General features: G+C 71.8%; 17 protein-coding genes. 13 read left to right on the top strand and 4 right to left on the bottom strand.

Annotated elements, in window-relative coordinates; translation table 11 throughout:
* Positions 1-83: 83 nt before the first annotated feature.
* The 10 genes from lxmA (at position 84) to ACZ4UU_RS10160 (ending at position 9,524) form a co-directional block, all read left to right on the top strand.
* Positions 84-302 (top strand): lexapeptide family class V lantibiotic, encoded by a 219-nt coding sequence (lxmA, locus tag ACZ4UU_RS10205; protein ID WP_217210041.1) that lies wholly within the window; start codon positions 84-86, stop codon positions 300-302.
* Between the two features lie 111 nt (positions 303-413).
* Positions 414-1,022, top strand: a complete 609-nt coding sequence (gene lxmD, locus ACZ4UU_RS10200) for a peptide terminal cysteine decarboxylase LxmD (RefSeq protein ID WP_468038324.1) — start codon at positions 414-416, stop codon at positions 1,020-1,022.
* Positions 1,019-1,960 carry a hypothetical protein gene (locus tag ACZ4UU_RS10195; RefSeq protein WP_468038322.1) on the top strand — a complete coding sequence of 314 codons (942 nt, stop codon included), beginning with the start codon at positions 1,019-1,021 and terminating at the stop codon, positions 1,958-1,960. Before lxmD ends, ACZ4UU_RS10195 begins: the two co-directional genes overlap by 4 nt.
* Positions 1,957-3,324 carry a class V lanthionine synthetase subunit LxmK gene (gene lxmK / locus ACZ4UU_RS10190; RefSeq protein ID WP_468038320.1) on the top strand — a complete coding sequence of 456 codons (1,368 nt, stop codon included), beginning with the start codon at positions 1,957-1,959 and terminating at the stop codon, positions 3,322-3,324. Before ACZ4UU_RS10195 ends, lxmK begins: the two co-directional genes overlap by 4 nt.
* On the top strand, positions 3,321-4,382 hold the full coding sequence (locus ACZ4UU_RS10185; protein WP_468038318.1) for a T3SS effector HopA1 family protein: 1,062 nt from the start codon (positions 3,321-3,323) through the stop codon (positions 4,380-4,382). The genes lxmK and ACZ4UU_RS10185 overlap by 4 nt, the downstream gene beginning before the upstream one ends.
* On the top strand, positions 4,379-5,188 hold the full coding sequence (locus ACZ4UU_RS10180; RefSeq protein ID WP_468038316.1) for a class I SAM-dependent methyltransferase: 810 nt from the start codon (positions 4,379-4,381) through the stop codon (positions 5,186-5,188). Before ACZ4UU_RS10185 ends, ACZ4UU_RS10180 begins: the two co-directional genes overlap by 4 nt.
* A complete protein-coding gene (locus ACZ4UU_RS10175) occupies positions 5,185-6,462 on the top strand; it encodes a M16 family metallopeptidase (RefSeq protein ID WP_468038314.1) in 1,278 nt (425 codons plus the stop codon). Before ACZ4UU_RS10180 ends, ACZ4UU_RS10175 begins: the two co-directional genes overlap by 4 nt.
* On the top strand, positions 6,459-7,748 hold the full coding sequence (locus ACZ4UU_RS10170; RefSeq protein WP_468038312.1) for a M16 family metallopeptidase: 1,290 nt from the start codon (positions 6,459-6,461) through the stop codon (positions 7,746-7,748). Before ACZ4UU_RS10175 ends, ACZ4UU_RS10170 begins: the two co-directional genes overlap by 4 nt.
* Positions 7,745-8,722 carry a F420-dependent peptide dehydroalanine reductase LxmJ gene (gene lxmJ / locus ACZ4UU_RS10165; RefSeq protein ID WP_468038310.1) on the top strand — a complete coding sequence of 326 codons (978 nt, stop codon included), beginning with the start codon at positions 7,745-7,747 and terminating at the stop codon, positions 8,720-8,722. The genes ACZ4UU_RS10170 and lxmJ overlap by 4 nt, the downstream gene beginning before the upstream one ends.
* 154 nt (positions 8,723-8,876) lie before the next feature.
* Positions 8,877-9,524, top strand: coding sequence for a Uma2 family endonuclease (locus tag ACZ4UU_RS10160; RefSeq protein WP_468038308.1), 648 nt, complete (start codon positions 8,877-8,879; stop codon positions 9,522-9,524).
* A gap of 12 nt (positions 9,525-9,536) precedes the next feature.
* On the opposite strand, the gene ACZ4UU_RS10155 is transcribed toward ACZ4UU_RS10160, so the two are convergent.
* Complete coding sequence (locus tag ACZ4UU_RS10155) at positions 9,537-11,618, bottom strand: fibronectin type III domain-containing protein (protein WP_468038306.1); 2,082 nt, start codon at positions 11,616-11,618, stop codon at positions 9,537-9,539.
* A 294-nt stretch (positions 11,619-11,912) separates the two neighbouring features.
* Here ACZ4UU_RS10155 and ACZ4UU_RS10150 point away from each other — a divergent pair, with 294 nt between their 5' ends.
* Positions 11,913-13,046 carry a sugar ABC transporter substrate-binding protein gene (locus tag ACZ4UU_RS10150; RefSeq protein ID WP_468038304.1) on the top strand — a complete coding sequence of 378 codons (1,134 nt, stop codon included), beginning with the start codon at positions 11,913-11,915 and terminating at the stop codon, positions 13,044-13,046.
* 533 nt (positions 13,047-13,579) lie between these two features.
* The gene (locus tag ACZ4UU_RS10145; protein WP_468038302.1) at positions 13,580-14,626 is read left to right on the top strand and encodes a helix-turn-helix transcriptional regulator; all 1,047 of its coding nucleotides are present in this window, start codon (positions 13,580-13,582) and stop codon (positions 14,624-14,626) included.
* On the opposite strand, the gene ACZ4UU_RS10140 is transcribed toward ACZ4UU_RS10145, so the two are convergent.
* Positions 14,589-15,578 (bottom strand): LuxR C-terminal-related transcriptional regulator, encoded by a 990-nt coding sequence (locus ACZ4UU_RS10140; protein ID WP_468038300.1) that lies wholly within the window; start codon positions 15,576-15,578, stop codon positions 14,589-14,591. The genes ACZ4UU_RS10145 and ACZ4UU_RS10140 overlap by 38 nt on opposite strands.
* Positions 15,575-16,594: a helix-turn-helix transcriptional regulator gene (locus ACZ4UU_RS10135; protein WP_468038298.1), complete on the bottom strand. Its 1,020-nt coding sequence runs from the start codon at positions 16,592-16,594 to the stop codon at positions 15,575-15,577. The genes ACZ4UU_RS10140 and ACZ4UU_RS10135 overlap by 4 nt, the downstream gene beginning before the upstream one ends.
* A gap of 307 nt (positions 16,595-16,901) precedes the next feature.
* On the opposite strand from ACZ4UU_RS10135, the gene ACZ4UU_RS10130 reads away from it, so the two are divergent.
* On the top strand, positions 16,902-17,237 hold the full coding sequence (locus ACZ4UU_RS10130) for a hypothetical protein (RefSeq protein WP_383456390.1): 336 nt from the start codon (positions 16,902-16,904) through the stop codon (positions 17,235-17,237).
* Between the two features lie 219 nt (positions 17,238-17,456).
* On the opposite strand, the gene ACZ4UU_RS10125 is transcribed toward ACZ4UU_RS10130, so the two are convergent.
* Positions 17,457-17,870 carry a pyridoxamine 5'-phosphate oxidase family protein gene (locus ACZ4UU_RS10125; RefSeq protein WP_234764987.1) on the bottom strand — a complete coding sequence of 138 codons (414 nt, stop codon included), beginning with the start codon at positions 17,868-17,870 and terminating at the stop codon, positions 17,457-17,459.
* Between the last annotated feature and the right edge of the window lie 97 nt (positions 17,871-17,967).

Raw genomic sequence — 17,967 nt, 5'->3', positions numbered from 1 at the left:
GCAGCGAACAGCGGCGGACGGAAAGCGGCCGAAGAACCCAACGGCCGTTATTCACTTCGGTTATTCACCAAAGGGAGAGACTCATGCAGTCGACGCAGAACGAGATGGACCTGTTCGAGGGCTACACCGCCTACACCTCCGCCGAGGAGCTTGGCCTGTACGACGGCAAGGACGCCGCGCCCGCGTTCAGCCCGACCATCCCGTGGGCGATCCGCGCGACCATCATCACGGCCCGCTCCTCGCAGCAGTGCGCCGCGGCCATCGGCTCGCTGACCGCCAAGACCATCGAGAACAAGTGCTGATCGGACACCCCGAGCAGTGACCCGCGGGGAGGGGCCGGCGCCGGTCGCCGGTCCGGTCCCTCCCCGGGCAACCACACCATTTTTTTCCGAGCTTTTCCCAGGAGGACGGTCATGGAGGTCCCGGACCCCACCGGTGTCGCGGATCCCGGATTCCGCCGAGTGCTCCTCGTGGGCACCGGAGCGCTCAGTGTGGCATTCCTGCCCTTCTGGACCAACTGGCTGAACAACACCTTTCCGGAGATGGAGAAAAGGGTCGTGCTGACCCGTTCCGCTCGCCGGTTCGTCTCGGTGGACGCGATATCCACACTCTGTGGAAACAGGGTGGTCACCGACGACTGGAACGACGCGGAACCCGGCACCGCCCCGCACGTGGAACTGGCCGCCTGGCCCGATCTCGTCCTCGTCCACCCGGCGACGATGCACTTCCTGAGCCGGTACGCCCTCGGACTCACCGACACCCCGCTGCTGTGCGCCCTCCAGTCCACCACCGCCCTGGTCGGCGTGGCCCCCTCACTACCGCCCCGCGCCCAGCTGAGCCCCGTCGTGCAGGCGCACCTCGACACCCTGCGGAGCCGCCCCGGTGTCGTCGTCGCGCCGACCGTGCCCGCGGTCAGCGCGAGCACCGGCGAACGCGAGGACGGCGGCTCGGTCCCGCTCTCGGAGCTGATGGGGCTGTGCGTGGGCGCGTACGCGAGGACACAGCGGGGGGAGGAGGAGTGACGGCGGCCATCGGACAGCCGGCCGCTCCTGCGCCGGCTCCCGCACAGCCGGTCGCGGAGTACGGCACCGGGCTCCAGGTCACCCGCGTCACGCGGACCGCCGACGGGCGTTACGAGTGGTGGCACGGGCCGGGCGCGGACCGGTCGGGACCACTGGCGGCACCCTTCGTGTCGTACGTGCCCCGGGGTGCCGGTTTCGCCACCGCGCGCCCCGTGGGCGACGGCCTCGCCCATCTCGCCGACGGGCCGTACTCGGCCGCCGCCTGGCTGCGCGACGCTCGGCCGCAGGCACGGCTGCTGGTCGCGCACGCGCTGGCCGCGGCCGGCACCGCGCTGCGTGCGCTGCACGCGACGGACGCGCCTACGGCCGACGTTCCGCCCGCACTCGCCCGACTGCGGTCCTTCGTAGAGGGCCAGAACCGCCCGGAGGCGCCCGAGCCCGCCGTACACCGGCTGCGTGAGCACGTCGCACACGCCTGGGGGCCCACCCGGCTGGCACGGCTCCGCGCCTGGTGCGCCGAACTCGCCGCCCCCGGCGAGACGGTCCTCGTCCACGGCTTCGCCTCCCTCGGCGCGCTGGTCCCGCCCTTGCACCGGGGCCCGGTGGCGCTGCTGACCGGCGAGGACCTGGGGGCCGCCCGGCCCGAGCTGGACCTGGGCTGGCTGCTGGGCGACCTGGCCGAACTGGCCTGGGCGGTGCCGGTGTTCGGGGACGGCGACGCAGGTCCCGATCTGCCCCGCGTGCTGCTCGACACGTACGGGCCCGGCGCGGACCGGGAGACGGCGGCGCGGGCCGCCGTGCTGCGGATCGCCCTGCACATGCGGGACTTCGCCGCGTACCGCGGCTGGAGCGACGAACTCACCGACTACACCGCCTTCATCGCTGACCTGATCGACGAGGAGGGCCGCCGCGCGGTCCCCGGGGGAGCCACACCATGACCACCACGACGACCGAACGGCCGCCCACACGGCAGCGCTACCGGCCCACCGAGCTGGAGACCGTGCCCGCCGTCAACGTGCTGCTGGAGCGGCTCGGTCTCGGCCGCCTCGACCCATCGGCCGTCACCGCGTTCGGCGGCCGCAACGACAACTGGGCCGGGCCGACCACGACCGGCGAGCAGGTCTTCGTCAAGACGGTCGCCCTGACGCCCGACGGCGACTGCCCCGAACTCCAACGCGCTCTCAGCTTCGAGGAGTTGGCCGAGCGACGGCTGCCGCCGGGGTCTCCGCTGCGTTCGCCCGCGCTGCTCGGCGCGGACCGCGCGGCCGGGGTGACCGTGCACCGTCTCGTGCCGGGCGCCCGTTCCGGGGCCGAGCTGGCGCTGGACGGCGACTTCGACGACGAGCTGTGCCGTGCGGCCGGGCGGGCCGTCGGCGCCCTGCACGGTCTTGGTCCCGCCGAGGACGTGGACACCGGCGAGGCACCGCTGCCGCCGCTGGCCTGGCTGAAGGCCCTGCCATGGAGCGCCGTCCAGGAGCGCAGCATGGCGCAGATCGCCGCCTGGCAGCTGGTCCAGGACGACACCGAGGTCGTCGCGGCGCTGCACCGGCTGCGGGACCTGGAGAAGACCGTGCCGCACGCGCCGACCCACTGCGACCTGCGCTTCGACCAGTTCATCCGGGCGGAGGAGGGGACCGGGGACCTCTACCTGTGCGACTGGGAGGAGTTCCGGCTCGCCGACCCCGCCCGCGACGTGGGCGCGTTCGCCGGGGAGTGGCTCTTCCACGCCACGTACTCCGTGTTCGCGCCGACGGGTGAGGGCACACCCCGACAGGACAGCGACACCGCCGGGTTCGGGCTGTCGCACGAGGAGATCGTGGCGCGCGGCTCGGCCAGTCTGCGCCGCCATCTGCCCCGGATCGGCGCCTTCTGGCAGGGCTATCTGGAGTCCCGTACGCCCGACGCCGGACTGCCCGGGCGGGCCGCCGCGTACGCCGGGTGGCACATGTTCGACCGGCTGATCGCCACGGCCGAGTCCCACGCCACGCTCAACCCGGTCGCCCGGGCGGCGGCCGGCATCGGCCGCACCGTCCTCCTCGGCCCGGACGCCGCGGCACGCACCCTCGGCCTGACGCCCGCGAGTGACACCCAGGCCGCCGACGCCCACCCGCACCGCCCGAGGAGGCACGCACGCCCGGAGGTCGCGGCAGCGCCGGACGACCCGCACCCGCCTCATGGCTCGGCCGACCCCCATGACCCGCCCGCGTCGCCCGCGACCCGCGACACACAGGACGCACAGGACGCGCACGCGCCGCGCGACGTGCGCGTCACGACCGCCCGGAACGGGAGCACCCCCCGATGACCCTCGCCGTCCCCCCGCCCCACCCCCTCCTGGACCCCCCGGTGCCGGACCCGTCCCCCGACGTCCGGCACCAGGGCCTCGCACCCCGGCTGGCCGCCGCGCTCGACGCCGTCGCCGTCGCACCCGGCGCCCGCGAGGCCACCGTCGCCGGGCGTACGGTGACCGCCGACAGCCCGCGCGACCTGCGTGGCCGGCTCACCAACGCGCTGTACGAGGAACTCCACGCGGGCCGCCACCAGGGCGGCGCCCTCCCCGACGGTCCGCCGCCCCGGCGCACCCTGCGCGACCCGGCCCTGGAGGAGCGGCTCGCCGCCGCCGTGCCGCACCGGACCACGCCCACCCGGGGGCGCCTCGTCGAGGTGCTGTCCCGGCCGGACGGCGACCAGCTCGTCGTACGCCTCGCGGAGGTCACCACGCGCGTCCCGGCCGACCGGCTGCTCGCCCCGGCCACGCCGCCCGCGCCCGGCGCGTACGTCGAACTCGCGCTGGAGGCCGCGCGGCCCGCGCTGTCCCCCGGGTTCTTCTACGTCATGGGCTCCCGCCCGCTCCCCCGCCCCGCCGGCGCCGTACGCCGACTCTTCCTGCACGCGCGAGACGCGGACGCGGCCGTCGTGCTGTGGGGCGCGGCGCTCGACGCGCTGGAGGCGGCGGGCGCCCGGTACCACGCGAAGGTGCTCTCCGACCCGCAGGACTTCCCGCGCCGCGACGCCGTGGTGGTGTACCTGCACGGCGACCACCGCCCCGGCGAGCGCGCGGTCGCGGCGGCCGTGGCCCCGCACGCCGGCACCCTGACCGGCCCCGCCACCTCGGTGTTCACCGAGGAACTGGCGCCCGGTGTCGCCGCCGCCTGGGACCCCGAGGACCCGCGCCCCGGCCAGAACGGCATGAGCTTCGGCCAGCACCGCGCCTTCGCCCTCGCCTGCGGACTCATCGCGCACGCCCTGAACGACGGCCCGCACGCGCTGACCGAGTTCGTCGTAGAGGCCTTCCACGAGGCCGGAATCGACCCGCTGCACCCCCAGAACAACCTCGACACCCGCCCGGGAGACGCACGATGACCACGACGACCACCGAGGCCCCGGCCGACACCCCGGCGGACGCCGTGTCCGGCGGGCTCGGCACCGCCCTGACCACCGCCTACAGCGACGCGCTCGCCGAGGTGTACGACGAGATCTACCCCTCCACCCCGGACCTGGAGGACATCGCCGACTTCCTCCTCACCCTCACCGCACCCGGTGCGAGCGTCCTCGAACTCGGCGTCGGTACCGGTCGGGTGGCGCTGCCGCTCGCCGACAAGGGCTTCCGGGTGCACGGCGTCGACTCCTCCGAGGGCATGCTCGCCCGGCTGGCCGAGAAGGACCCCGAACGCCGGATCACCCCCGTGCACGCCGACTTCGCCGCCCTCGACCTGGGCCGTGCCTTCGACGTCGTCCTCGCGCCCTTCAACTCCCTTTGCTGCGCGGTCACCCCGGACGAGCAGATCGCCCTCATGCACGCCGTGGCCCGGCACACCGCGCCGGACGGACACGTCGTCATCGAGACGTTCGACCCGAGCGACTACCACGTACAGAAGAAGAACGAGATCAGCACGTACCCCGTCGCCGGGCGCGGCGCCATGATCGAGTCGATCGGGGTGCTGCCCGCCTCGCAGAACATGATGGTGCACAACACCCTCTTCCTCGACGGCGAGCCGCCCAAGTCCGCGACCACCGTGATGCGTTACCTGTGGCCGAGCGAGCTGGACCTGCTCGCCGGGATCGCCCGCCTGGAGCTGTCCGCCCGCTACTCCGGCTGGCGCGAGCAGCCCTTCGACGGGGGCGACAGCCGCAAGATGTGCGTCTCCGTGTACCGGCCGCTGCCGTGAGCCTCCGGCTGGAGAGCGGCTTGCGGCTGGTCACGGAGGAGGCCCCCGGGCGCGGGCTCGTGGCCGTGGCCCTGACCGTGGCCGCGGGCGGCGACGACGATCCGGCCGGTCGGCACGGCATGGCGCATCTCGTGGAGCACCTGATGTTCCCGCGTGACCAGTTGTCCGGGTCCGGGTCCGGGTCCGGGGACGACGACTCCTTCGTCGCCCTCGTCCAGGAGGTGGGCGGCATGTGCAACGCCGAGACCCACCGCGACCACACCGTCTTCCACACCGTCGTGCCCGCCGACGCACTGCCCGACGTCCTCGCCCACGAGGCCCGCCGACTGATCCGCTTCGGGCCGTCGCCCGCGACCGTGCGCTCCGAAGCGGCCGTCATCGGCGAGGAGATCCGCGCCGCCGGGTCCGGCGGCCGACTGTGGGACACCGTGCTCACCGCCCTCCACCCCGGCGCCCGGGACGCCTACGGCACGACGGCGCACCTGCGCGACGCCACGGCCGGGGAGGCGGAGACGTTCTTCCGCCGCCACTACCGGCCCGAGCGGGCCGTGCTGTCCGTGGTCGGGGACGTGGACGCCGGGCCGGTGGGGGAGCTGGTGGAGCGGGAGTTCGGGGCGTGGGGCCGAGGGGCCCGGGATGCCGGGCCGGCCGATCCGGTCGTACGGCCGGAGCGTCGCGGGGACGAACCCCGGCCCGCCATCCCCTACGGCAGGAACGGCGTCGCCGTCGGACACGCCCTCGCCGATCCACGCCAGGGCCTCGGCCCGTACCTCGCCCAGGTCGTCCTCTGCGAGATCCTGCGCCGCGGTCGGCTGCGCCAACTGGTCGCCGAGCGCGAGGTGGTGGACGCGGCGAGCGTGATGTGCGGCTACCAGGGCCAGTGGCTCGCCTCGGCGGCACCCGACCTCGCGCTCGTCCTGCTCGGCAGGGCACCGGGCATCGGCACCGAGGAGGCCGTGCGCCGGTGGCTGGACGCCCTCGGCGCGCTGGCGGACGCCCCGCCGGACGGACCCGAACTGCGCCGCGCGGTGACCGTGCTGCGCGCCGCCTGCCACCGCCAGGCCGACTCGCTCACCGCCCGGGCGATCACCCACGGCCGTGCCGCGCTGCTCTTCCCGGGCGACGGCGAGGGCGAGGGCGACAGCGAGGGTGCGGGCCCCGACGCCCTGCCCCGCGGCCTGGCCGCCGTCACCGCCGCCGACGTGTCGGCCGCCGCCCGCGCCCTGCTCGCCGCACCCCGAACCGTCCACACCCTGGAGGGAGTCGCCCCATGACGGCCACCTCGCCGACCCGCCCGGCGCCACGGCCGCCCGCCGCGCGCGAAACCCTCCGCACGGTCCTGCCGAACGGCCTGGACACCGCTCTCGTGCACGTGCCGGGCGCCCCCCTCGCCGAGCTCCGGCTCGTCCTGCCCTACGCCCGCACCGAACCCGCTCTGCGCGCCGCGCAGGACCTGCTCGCGGCCCGTCTCGGCACCGCCACGACCGTCCGCGACCGGCAGGCGGTGGCTGACCGGGCGGCCGACCTCGGGGCGGAGTTCAGCACCGTGGTGACCGCCGAGCAACTGGTGCTGTCGGTGAGCGTGCCGGGGGAGGAGCTGCCGGGCGCGCTGGAGCTGCTGGCCGAGCTGCTGCTGCGCCCGTTGTACGGGCCGACCGCGCCCGTGGCGGCGGGCCCCGCGCCACAGCAGCCCCCCGGCCCTCGCACACGTCTGCGCCGGGCCCAGCTCCGCCATGCCTTCGGCGGCCCGCACCCCTTGGTCGACGACGCCCCCGGCACCGAAGCACGGGAGGAGGTCGACCCGCTCGCCCTGCACCACCGGGTGATCGTCCCCCGGGGGGCCGTACTCCTGGTGCTGAGCGGCGAGTCCCCGCACCGCGTACTGGCGCGGGTGCGCGAGGAGTTGGACGCGTGGTCCGGCGGTCCGTCCGGACTGCACCTGCCGCCCTTCCCACGCCGTGAGCCCGCTCCGGGACGGCTCGCGATGCACGACCCGTCCACCGACCAGGCTCTCCTGCTCACCGCCGGCCCGGCCGTCCCCGCCCCCGACCCCGGGCACACCGCGCTGCACCTGGCCCAGGTCGTCCTCGGCGGCCACACCTCCTCCCGGCTCACCCGGCGGCTGCGCGAGCGGCACGGGCTGGCGTACGCCGTCGACGCCCGGATCCGGCAGAACCGCGCCGGCTGCTGGCTGGAGATCGACTGCGCCGGCGCCCCCGGCACGGGACAGCGGCTCGCCGAGGAGGTCACCGACTGCCTCGCCGAACTTGCCGAGGCCGGGCCCACGCCCCGGGAGGCATACCGCGCCCGCCGGTACGCGGCCGGGTTCACCCGTTTCGCCCTCGCCACCCGGGCGGAGGAGGCCAGCGCCCTCGCGGGCTTCGCTGCGGGCGGCCTGGACCTGGACTGGCTGACCCGCTACCCGGACGCGCTGGCCGAGGTGACGGACGCCCACATCGCGGAGGCGGCCGCGCACTTCCTGGCCCCGGCCCGCACGCTGGTGGCCACCCTCGACCACACCGCCGACCCCGCACCGGCGCCCGAAGGACTCACCCAGTGACCGCACCCGCACCCGCACCCGCACCCCCGGCCGTCCTCTACCCCCTCCAGCCCGACCACCCCGAACTGGTCGCGCCCTTCGCCGAGTTGGTGGCGCGCACCGGCGCCCGGCGCCTCTGGCTGTGCCAGTCCTTCCGGGCGGAACCGCACCAGGTACTGGCCCACCTCGCGGGCATGGGCCACACCGTGCCGGTGGGCACGGCGGTCACCCTGATGCCGCTGCGGCACCCCTACGAGGCCGCGCTCCAGGCGCGTTCCCTGGCGCTGCTCACCGGGCAGCCGGTCGTGGCCGGATACGGCATCGGCACCCCGGAGTTCGCGAGCGGTCTCACCCCCGAGCCGTACCGCAGCCCGCGTACCGCGGTCGGGGAGTACGTCACCTCCGTACGGGCCCTGCTGGCCGGCGAGAGCGTGGCGCACGACGGCCCGTACCACCGACTCCACGCCACCCTGCCGCCGGTCGGCCCGCACGCGCCGGTGGAGGTGGGCGCCGGGGTACTCAGGCCCGGCATGGCCCGTACGGCCGGTGCGACCGCGGACGTGGCGATCACCTGGATGACCCCGCCGGACTACGTACGCGGGACCCTCGCACCCCAGTTGGCCGCCGGTGCAGCCGAGGCGGGCCGCGCCGCCCGCCCCCGTATCGCCACGGCGGTCCACGTGGCCGTGAGCCGCCCCGGCCGCGACCCGCGCCGCCTGGCGGAGGCCGCCGCGGGCACCCACCTGCGCGCCCCGCACTACGCCGACATGCTGCGCCGCGCGGGCGTCGACCTCGACGCACCCGACCCCGCGGCCGAACTCCTGCGCGCCGACGTAGTCGTCACCGGCACCCCGAGCGAGATCGCCGCCACCCTCGCGGCCTACCGCGCCGCCGGCGTCGACGAGATCCTCCTCAACCCCACGGCCGTCCTGCTCACCGAGGGCGTCCACGCGGCGGTGAGAGACCTGGAGGAGATCGTCGGGGCGATGCGGTAGCGGGGTGGTGGCAGCCGGGGGGGAACGTTCCAGCTTCGCTCGAACGGGTGAACCAGGGACATCTGGGCTGGTCAGCACCCACGCTGTCCCTACCGTGATCGCGTTGCTTGTGCCCCGAGCACACCCAGCCCACACTTGAGGAGGAGGTGCCACCTTGACCGCTCTCGCACATGAGAGGCCCGAGACCATGTCCGAGGCTCAGGCTGAATTCTTGAACGTATCCGACCCGGATGAGGGCCTGTGGCAGCTGTGGAAGGCCATGGAACTCCCCGAGGGCTACCGCGCTGAGATCATCGAGGGAGCCATCGAGGTGTCGCCCACTGGTCGTTTTGCACACTCCCAGATCGTCAACCGCTTGCGGGACGAGTTGGCCTTCCATCTGAAGGGCAGCGAATGCTGCGCCTGGAACGACGCGAACGTGATCCACACGCGTAAGGCATGGATTCCGGACGGGCTCGTGGCTCCTCGGGACGCAGAGTTGATCGAGGACGAGGAAGGCCTCGGGATCAAGGCTTCCGTGGTCTCGCTGGTCGTCGAAGTGGTCTCGCCCGGCAAGGCCAACCAGGATCGTGACCGCATCCGCAAGCGCCGCGAATACGCCCGCGCCGGCATCCCCGCCTACCTTCTCATCGACGACTACGACGGCCAGGGCGCCGTCACCCTCTTCACCAACCCCCGTCCCGACAAGGCCGACTGGGAGGACATCCACCGCGTCCCCTACGGCACCGACGTCACCATCCCCGAAGGCCCCGCCAAGGGCTTCGTGATCGGTGAGGCGATCACGGGACCGAAGCGGGGCTGACCGGGCGGAGTCTCAGAGCAGGTCCGGGCGGATCCTCCACGGATGCGCGGCCGGGGTCTGCGTGCCGTCCGCGAGGACCCCGACGACGCGGTAGTAGGAGACGGAGCCCAGCGGCTGGGTGGCGTCGTCGTAGGACTGGTAGTAGTCCGTGGTCGGGGAGACCGTGCCCAGCAGGTCGTAGGTCCGGGTCTCCGGGTTCCAGCGGCTCACCCGGTACTCGGTGACCTGGGCGCAGACGTCGCCGGAGCAGTGCCACTGGATCGGCTTCGCCGCCTCGGCGACCGTCCAGCCGCCGGCGCCGTAGAGCGGGCCGCCCGTCTCGAAGTCCTTGCCGATCGGCTCGGCAGGGGCGATGTTCAGCTCCGTGGCGGTGACGACCGGGATCGACGGGTCGCTCGCGGAGAGTTCGTTGCCCCAGACATCCTCGGCGATGACGGTGTAGACGTAGGTCTCGCCGTCCGGGATGTCGATGCAGAGCATGGCCAGCGGGTCCTCGGCGTCGTCCGCGCAGTGCGCCAGCTCGCCGATCCACTTCACGGTGCCGTCGTCCTGCCGTACCCCGCGCAGCGCGCGGTAGGAGGAGATGTCGTCGTCGGCCGGGGTGTTCCAGCGCAGTTCCGTGCCGTCGGCGCGGGGCGTGGCCGTCAGGCCGGTGAGGGGGAGCGGGGCGGTGCGGTCGGACGTGGTGACGGTGACCGTGTTGGAGGGCGCGGAACGGTTATCCTGCCAGTCGCTGATGACGACGCCGTAGGTGTAGGTGGTGTCGAACTCGAACTCCTCGTCGGCGCACCCGAAGGAGTACTCGCCGGCGGCGCTGTCGAGCGTCGTGTTCACGGTGCAGGGCACGGCCACCGCGTCCGCGCCCAGCGTGGTGCCGGGCGAGCGCAGCACGGTGAAGTAGGCGTCGTTGTTGATCTCGTCGGAGAGGCGGCCCTCCGGCATGGTCCAGTGCAGCCGCACCGCGTCGTAAGTGGCCGTCGCCTGCAGGTTCTGCGGCGCGTCCGGGGGCGTGCGGTCGATGCCGTCGGAGGTGACGGGTGTCGAGTACGCGCCCGCGTTCCCGGCGGCGTCCAGGGCCCGGACCAGGTAGGTGTGCTTCGTCTCGTCGTGGCCCACGTGGTGGACGAAGGAGGTCCCGGTGAGCTGCTTGAGCAGGGTCAGGGAGCCGGTGGCCTGGTCCTTCTCGAAGAGCTCGTAGGAGACCGCGTCCGGCGCGGCGTCCCACTCGATCATCATGCCCCACAGGTCGCCGTGCGCCGTGAGCCCCGTGGGCGCGGCCGGGCCCGTGCGGTCGACGGTGGTGACGGGCTGGTCGGTGCTGCCGCCGGAGACGTTGCCGGCCTTGTCGTAGGCGCGGACCTCGTAGTAGTACGTCGCGCCGGTCGCCGGCGGGGTGTCCGTGTACGAGGTGGCGGCGGAGGTGGCCGTCGCGAGGGGTGTGCCGCCGTACGCGGCGCCCTTGAGGCGGCGGTAGACGCGGTACCCGGCGAGGTCCATCTCCTTGTTCTTCGCCCAGGTGAGCTTGGCCTTGCCGGTGGTCTTGTCGTACGTGACCGTGGTGCCGGTGGGGGTGAGGGGCTTGACCTTGTCGACGGTGGCCGAGGTGCGGGGTGTGTAGCCGAACTTGACGCGGGCGCTGCCGGTCCAGTTGACGTAGTCGACGCGCAGGGTGTGCTTGCCGGACGGGATGGTGACGTTCACCGTCTTGGAGACGGTCGTGGAGGTGTTCTTCCACAGGTCGATCTTGCGGCTGCCGTCGACGTAGACGCGGATGCCGTCCAGCCCGGAGGCGGCCAGCGAGAACGGGCCGCCGGAGCCGAAGTCCCGGGTGACCGTCCAGCGGACGGAGAAGTTGTCCCTCGGCAGGCCGGAGGCCGGGGCGTTCGTGCCCCAGTTCTGGTCGATCGCGGTGTCGCAGTCCGTCCTCTTCGCGGTGCCCGAAAAGGTGGTGTTCGCGAAGAACTGCCGTTTGAAGACGGGTGAGGCGCAGGTCACGGCGGCGGACGCGGAGGGGGCCGTCGTGAGCAACGTGCCCGCGGTGGCGAGCACGACCGTCGTCGCGGCCGCGGCGGTCGTGCGTCTGGCTGGGTTCATTCGATCCTCTGGTCGAGTACGGGACAGCGTTGAGCGAGCTGTCGTGATCACGACTCGCGAGGAATGACGTTGGTTGTGCGGTTCTCAACCAGTTCCTTGATCGATTTTTGGTGGAGGGGGTGTAGTGGGTGTTTGGAGACGTTCCGTCATGTCTTCACATCGAAGCGGAGCGTGGTGTTGCGCACTCGTTAAGTAGTTCCGCTTGACGGTGGGGGCTGTCGGCGCGTTGTCTTTTCAGACATCTGGGCGCAATGGCGCGCCCGTGTTCCGAAGGCACCAGAAGTGAGCTCCTGTATGCGTCCCTTGCGCCCCCTGCGCCGTACCGCCACCGCGGTGGCCGCCGCGTCGACGATGACCCTCTCGCTGGCCGCGTGCGGGGCACTGGGCGTCACTGGGGACACCAGCGAGGCGAGTCCGACCAAGGGCGACGACATCACCGTGGGGCTGCTGCTGCCGGAGACGGCGAACACGCGCTACGACAAGTTCGACTTCCCCATCATCCGCAACAAGGTCCTGGAGCTCACCGACAAGCAGGGCCGGGTCGTATACAAGAACGCCGACGCGGACGCCACGAAGCAGGCGAGCCAGCTCCAGCAGATGATCAACGACCAGGTCGACGTGATCCTGCTGGACGCCGTCGACGCGCACGCCATCGCCCCCGGCGTGAAGAAGGCCAAGGACGCCGGGATTCCGGTCATCGCCTACGACCGTCTGGCCGAGGGCCCGATCGACGCGTACGTCTCCTTCGACAACGAACTGGTCGGCGAGGTCCAGGGCCGCACTCTGCTGGAGGCCATGGGCGGCTCCGGCGTCGACTCGTCCGACAAGATCGTGATGATGAACGGCTCGCCCACCGACCCGAACGCCAAGCAGTTCAAGGCGGGCGCGCTCTCCGAGCTCAAGGGCACGGTCGGCATCGCCAAGTCCTACGACACCAAGGACTGGAAGCCGGAGAACGCCGAGGCCAACATGGCCCAGGCCATCAAGGACATCGGCGTCAACAACATCAAGGGCGTCTACTCCGCCAACGACGGCATGGCCGGCGGCATCATCAGGGCCCTGGAGGCCGCGGGTGTCACCGAACTGCCGCCGATCACCGGGCAGGACGCCGAACTCGACGCGGTCCAGCGGATCGTGGCCGGCGAGCAGTACATGAGCGTGTACAAGTCCTACCCGCAGGAGGCCGAGAGCGCCGCGGAGATGGCCGTGGCCAAGGTCCAGGGCCACGACATCCAGTTCGACTCCCTCACCCAGGACCAGGTCGACAGCCCGACCGACAAGGGCATCCGGGCCCTGCTGGTCCCGGTGGTCGCGCTGACCCAGAAGAACATCAAGCAGACCGTCGTCGCCGACGGGATCTACAAGCTGTCGGAGATCTGTACGACCAAGTACAAGGCGGCGTGCTCGCAGATCGGCCTCAGCAAGTAGCGCACCCGCCGGGCCGCCCGGCGCTCACCGATCACCCCCCGGCCGACTCGGCGCGGGGGGTGTCGGCATGCCCCGCGCTTTGCGAGTGCGTTCCCTCGCGCCATCACCGGCCCAGGGGCCCGGTCCAGCCGCGTTCGCGAGTGTGACCTTGCTCCGCGACGTGCCACGTCACGCCCGTGCGACCACCGTTTCCGGGCGGACGGCCGACCCCGGCCCGGCACCATCAGCTTGTTGCAAGTCAGTTGGCGGAGGCCCGGAAATAGCGGGGCACAACGGTGGTTAACGGCTCCCGTCCCCGGGTGAGCCGTGTTGCGGAGCACGGCCTGTCCGCGCATAGTTGCGCTGCGGAAGCGCGAACGAACCGTAGGACGACGGGTCCGGCACGGTGGGCCCGTCGACCAGGGCCTGTCCGGCATGATCCGCCGGAGAGGCCCTTGGGCCCCGCCCGGCAGAGGTGTCCCGCAGTGATGTCGGCACCGCGCTCCGGAGGTGAGTGAGCCGGCGAAGAGGCAGGAACCGGGGGTGGATGGGCGATGGCCGGGCACGGAACTCAGGAACATCCCCACGGCGCCGACCGGCTGTGCGAGGCCGGGGACCGCGTGTACTCCCGGGCCGTACGGCGGGGCCGGGTGCCGCGCCGCGACGCCGAGCCGGTGCCCTGTCTGCTGGAGCTGGCACTGCTGCACCCCGACCCCGACGACATGGACTGGCTGGTCCCGACGTCCCCGCAGGAGGTCATGACCCGGCTGCTGCGCGGCGTGTACGACGAGGTCAGCGCGAGCCAGCGGCGGATGGGGTCGGCGGTGGCGGCGTTCGAGTGGTACGCGGGGCTCGGCGCGCTGCCGACGGCGGCCGGCACGGAGAGCGCGGCGATCCGTGTGCTGGACGGCTCCGCCCGCATCCAGGCAGCGCTGGACGAGGCGACTCAGGCGTGCACCACGGAGGTGCTGACCGTGCAGCCCGGCGGCATCCGCCCGGAGCACGAACTGACGGAGGGCCTGCACCGGGCCCTCGAACTGCGCGGACGCGGTGTGCGGATGCGCGACCTGTACACGCATGTGGCACGCCACGGCCAAGGCCTGCTCAACTACCTGGAGCTGATGGGTGATTCGGTGGAGGCGCGCACGCTGGACGAGGTGATCGACCGGCTGATCGTCTTCGACCGTACCGTCGCCTTCGTCCCCGCGAACTCCGACCGCACGATGGCGCTGGAACTGCGGCACCCGGCACTGGTCCACTACTTGTTGACGGTGTTCGAACGCTTCTGGCGCCTCGCGATCCCGCTCACGGCTCCCCTCCCCGACACCGGTATCGAAGGCATCTCCCACCGTGAGCAGTCCATCGCCGCGCTGTTGGCGGAGGGACACCAGGACGCGGTGATCGCGGAGCGGCTCGGCATAAGCGTCCGCACCTGCCGAGCCCACATCGCCCGGCTCTCGGAGACGCTGGGTGCGGCGAGCCGTACGCAACTGGGCGTCCGTATCGCGCAGGCGGGACTGGACAGGCCACCGCGGACTGCGGACGTCGCACAGCAGCCGTCACTCAGCCTGCCTGATCAAGGATCCCGGACCGCCCGATGAGGTAGCCCAGTTGAGCGCGGCTTTCGCTGCCGAGGGCGGCGGCGAGTTTGGCGATGTGGACGCGGACGGTGCGGACGTTCATGCCGAGACGGTCGGCTATGACGGCGTCGGTGTGGCCTTCGACGAGGAGGCCGGCGATGGCGCGCTGGCGGGTGGTGATGCCCTGCTGGGACGGACGTCGCCCGGCCGCCTCGGGATACATGGGGGTGGCCAGGCGCCAGAGGCGGTCAAAGGTCGTGGCGAGGTGGTCCACGAGGGCCGGCTGTCGCAGTTCCAGCGCCATCGTGCGGTCCGGGTTCGCCGGTATGAAGGCGACGGTACGGTCGACGATGATCATCCGACCGGTCACCTCATCGAGGGTGCGGGCCTCGGCATCGCCTCTCAGCTGCTCGTATCTGGCTATGACCAGGGGTGAGTGGCGCTGGGTGTGCTGGTAGAGCGCACGGATGCGCCCGCCCCGGTCCAGCAGTGCCTGATCGCGCTCCAGGGCAACGGCCTCCGCCTTGCCGCGTGAGCTGTTGTCGGCGGTGCGGGGTTGGACGGAGAGCACCTCCCGCGTCGCGTCGGCCATCATCCCGGTGATGACCTGGTTGATGCGCTCCATACCGCTGAGCACCGTGATCGCCGGCGATTCCCCGACCGCCGTACGAGACCCCTCCACCCGTATCAACTCGGCGAGCGTCTCGGTCAGCCGCTCTTTGCGCCGCCATTCGCTCGCGACACGCCTCTCGGAGGCGCGCAGCACCTCGTACAGAGCGGCCGCCGGTGGAACCGGCTCCAGCAGGCTCAGGTCGTCGGGAGCGGGGCGCAGCAGGCCGAGGTCGACGAGACAAGGGGCGGCCACGGTGTCCTCGGAGCGGATCCGGCCCTCGCGCAGAGCCTGTTCGTAGAGGGCAGCTCCCGCGGGGCACAGATCCTGCGGGTCGTGCTCCCGATGCGGCTGCCCACTCACTGGTCGGCCGTTCCCTGTTTCAGGATTCCTGACTCCGCGATGAGGTAGCCGAGCTGGGCCCGGCTGCCGCTGCCCAGGGCCGTCGCGAGTTTGGCGATGTGGGCCCGGCACGTGCGTACGTTCATCCCGAGGCGGCGCGCTATCGCCTCGTCCACGTGCCCTTCCACGAGGAGCTTCGCGATGGAGTGCTGGATCTCCGTGATGCCGTCGGGCGCGGTTTCGTAGGGCGCGTGCTCGGTCAGTGGCACCGCGCGGCTCCACATGAACTCGAAGACCTTGATGAGGTAGCGGATGAGGCCGGGGTGGCGCAGCTCCAGGGCCACCTGCTGGTCGTCGCGGGTGGGGATGAAGGCGACCGACTCGTCGCAGATGATGAGGCGCTCGACCAGCTCGTCGATGGTCCGGTACTCCACCTTGCCGTCGGAGAGCTGGGCGACATAGGCAAGTTTGCCCGGGTTGTGCCGCACGGTGTGCTGGTAGAGGGTCCGTATGCGAACGCCGCGTTCGATCAGGGGCCGGTCCCGCTCCAGACCCTGCAGGAGGCTGTGCTCCGAGATGCGGTTGCTCGGCTGGATGGTGAGCATTTCGACCTGGCACTGGGCCGTGGCCAGATTGAGGGCGGCGTTGATGCGCTCGCCGCCCTCCAGCACGGTGATGGAGTGCGTGCTTCCCGTCACCTGAGCGCTGAGGTCCATGAATGGCTGGAGCGCGTCGGCCAGCTCGACGGACAGCCGCCTGCGCTCGGAGATCTCCCGTTCGATGGGATTGAGCCGCTGGGCCAGGGCGACCGACGCCGGAACGGGACGCAGCCAGTTCGCGTCGTCAGGATCGGGGTAGAGCAGAGCGAACTCCGTCAGGCATGGCGCGGACTCCACGTCGGTGCGTGCGATGCGCCCGTTGCGCAGCGCGTTCGCATAGAGACGGCTACCTTCGGCGCACATCTCGGCCAACGCATGGGGATGTGTCGCTTTAGTCTGATTCGCTGGCAAATCTCCACCCCCCAGGGTCCTGAACATGCAGGAACATGATGCACCGATCGTGTGGCCATGAAGTGCCCGAATGAGCCATCGTCTTACTCGACGGGGGAAGAGGGGACCTTCAAGTGAGGACGAAGCCGACTATGCGGAACAGAATGCTTCGCTCGATTCTTGTCGCCGCCTTCTCCACCGTTATGGCCCTGGGAGCGCTGAGTGGCCTCTCGGAAACGAAGAGCGACTCGCGAGCGGACAGCAGCTGGCCCACCCGGGCCGAGACTGTCACGATCGCCGGGGACAGTTCCTGGCCGGCCATCGCCGTGGAGAGCAGTGGCGAGCAGGAGTCGGCATGACCACCCCACCCGACGACCGCTCCTTCCGTAGGGAAATGGCCACCGCCTACCGCTCGGGCTGGCACTTCATCGACCTGGTCACCGCGATCCCCCACCCCGGTGACTCACTGATGGTGACCGTGTTCGGCGAGCCGGTCGTCGTCACGCGGGACGACGACGAGGACGTCCGGGCGTACCGGTGTCTGCGGCGGCCTCGGGGGGCGCCGCAGCCGGTTCGGTGTGCCATCCGGTACGGAATGATCTTCGTCAACCTCGATCAGCGCGACCATCGCCTGGTGGAACCGGAGGCCCCGGCCCCAAGGACAGTCTCAGCCACCCCCCGCAGTGCCTGACGCGATTCCCCCGTCGTAACAGATCGCTCAGGCGCTTCCCCCCGCAGCGGCGTCACCGTGACCTGAACACGGTGACGCCGCTGCAGTTTTGCGCGGACATTTCCCCGTATCCCCCCGTTGCGGCAGTGGCCAAAACCGGTCGCCCGGTATTCGGCCGTTCGGGGGGCGGTTGCCCCGGATCCGGCCGCGTCCCCCTCGACGTCGCCTTCCCCCTCCACGTCACCCCCGCCCCATAGCCCGAGTCAGCGCGATCTCGATGACCACCCGCTCGGGATTCGGTCTCGGTGTCCGCCCGTACCTCTCCGCGTACCGTCGTTCCGCGTCCGCGACCTGCTCCGGCTCGGTCCGGATGGTGGCGCGGCCCTCCAGGGTCGCCCAGCGTCGCCCCTCCATCTGACAGACCGCGACCCGTGCCCCGTCGGGGCCGGCGGCCAGTACATGGCGTACCTTCGCGCTCGACTTGCTCGTGATCACGCGAGCCAGTCGGGCCTCGGGGTCGTATGTGACTCCGACGGGTACGACGTGCGGGGTGCCGTCCGGGCGCAGGGTGGTCAGGGTGCAGACGTGCTTCTCCTGCCAGAAGGTGAGGTACGGCGCGTCCGGTGCGCCCGGGTCCTGGGGGTGTGTGGCCATGACCCGGAACCTAGCCGCCGTACGTCTCCCAGGACTACCCTGTAACAGAACTTGAGCGGAATAGGCTCAACTTTGTGTACGCTGACTCAGTCAGTAC

It is taken from the genome of Streptomyces sp. NPDC028907 (genome assembly GCF_055564995.1).
The sequence above is the reverse complement of the archived record's forward strand: the minus strand, read 5'-3'. Positions and strand labels throughout refer to the sequence as shown.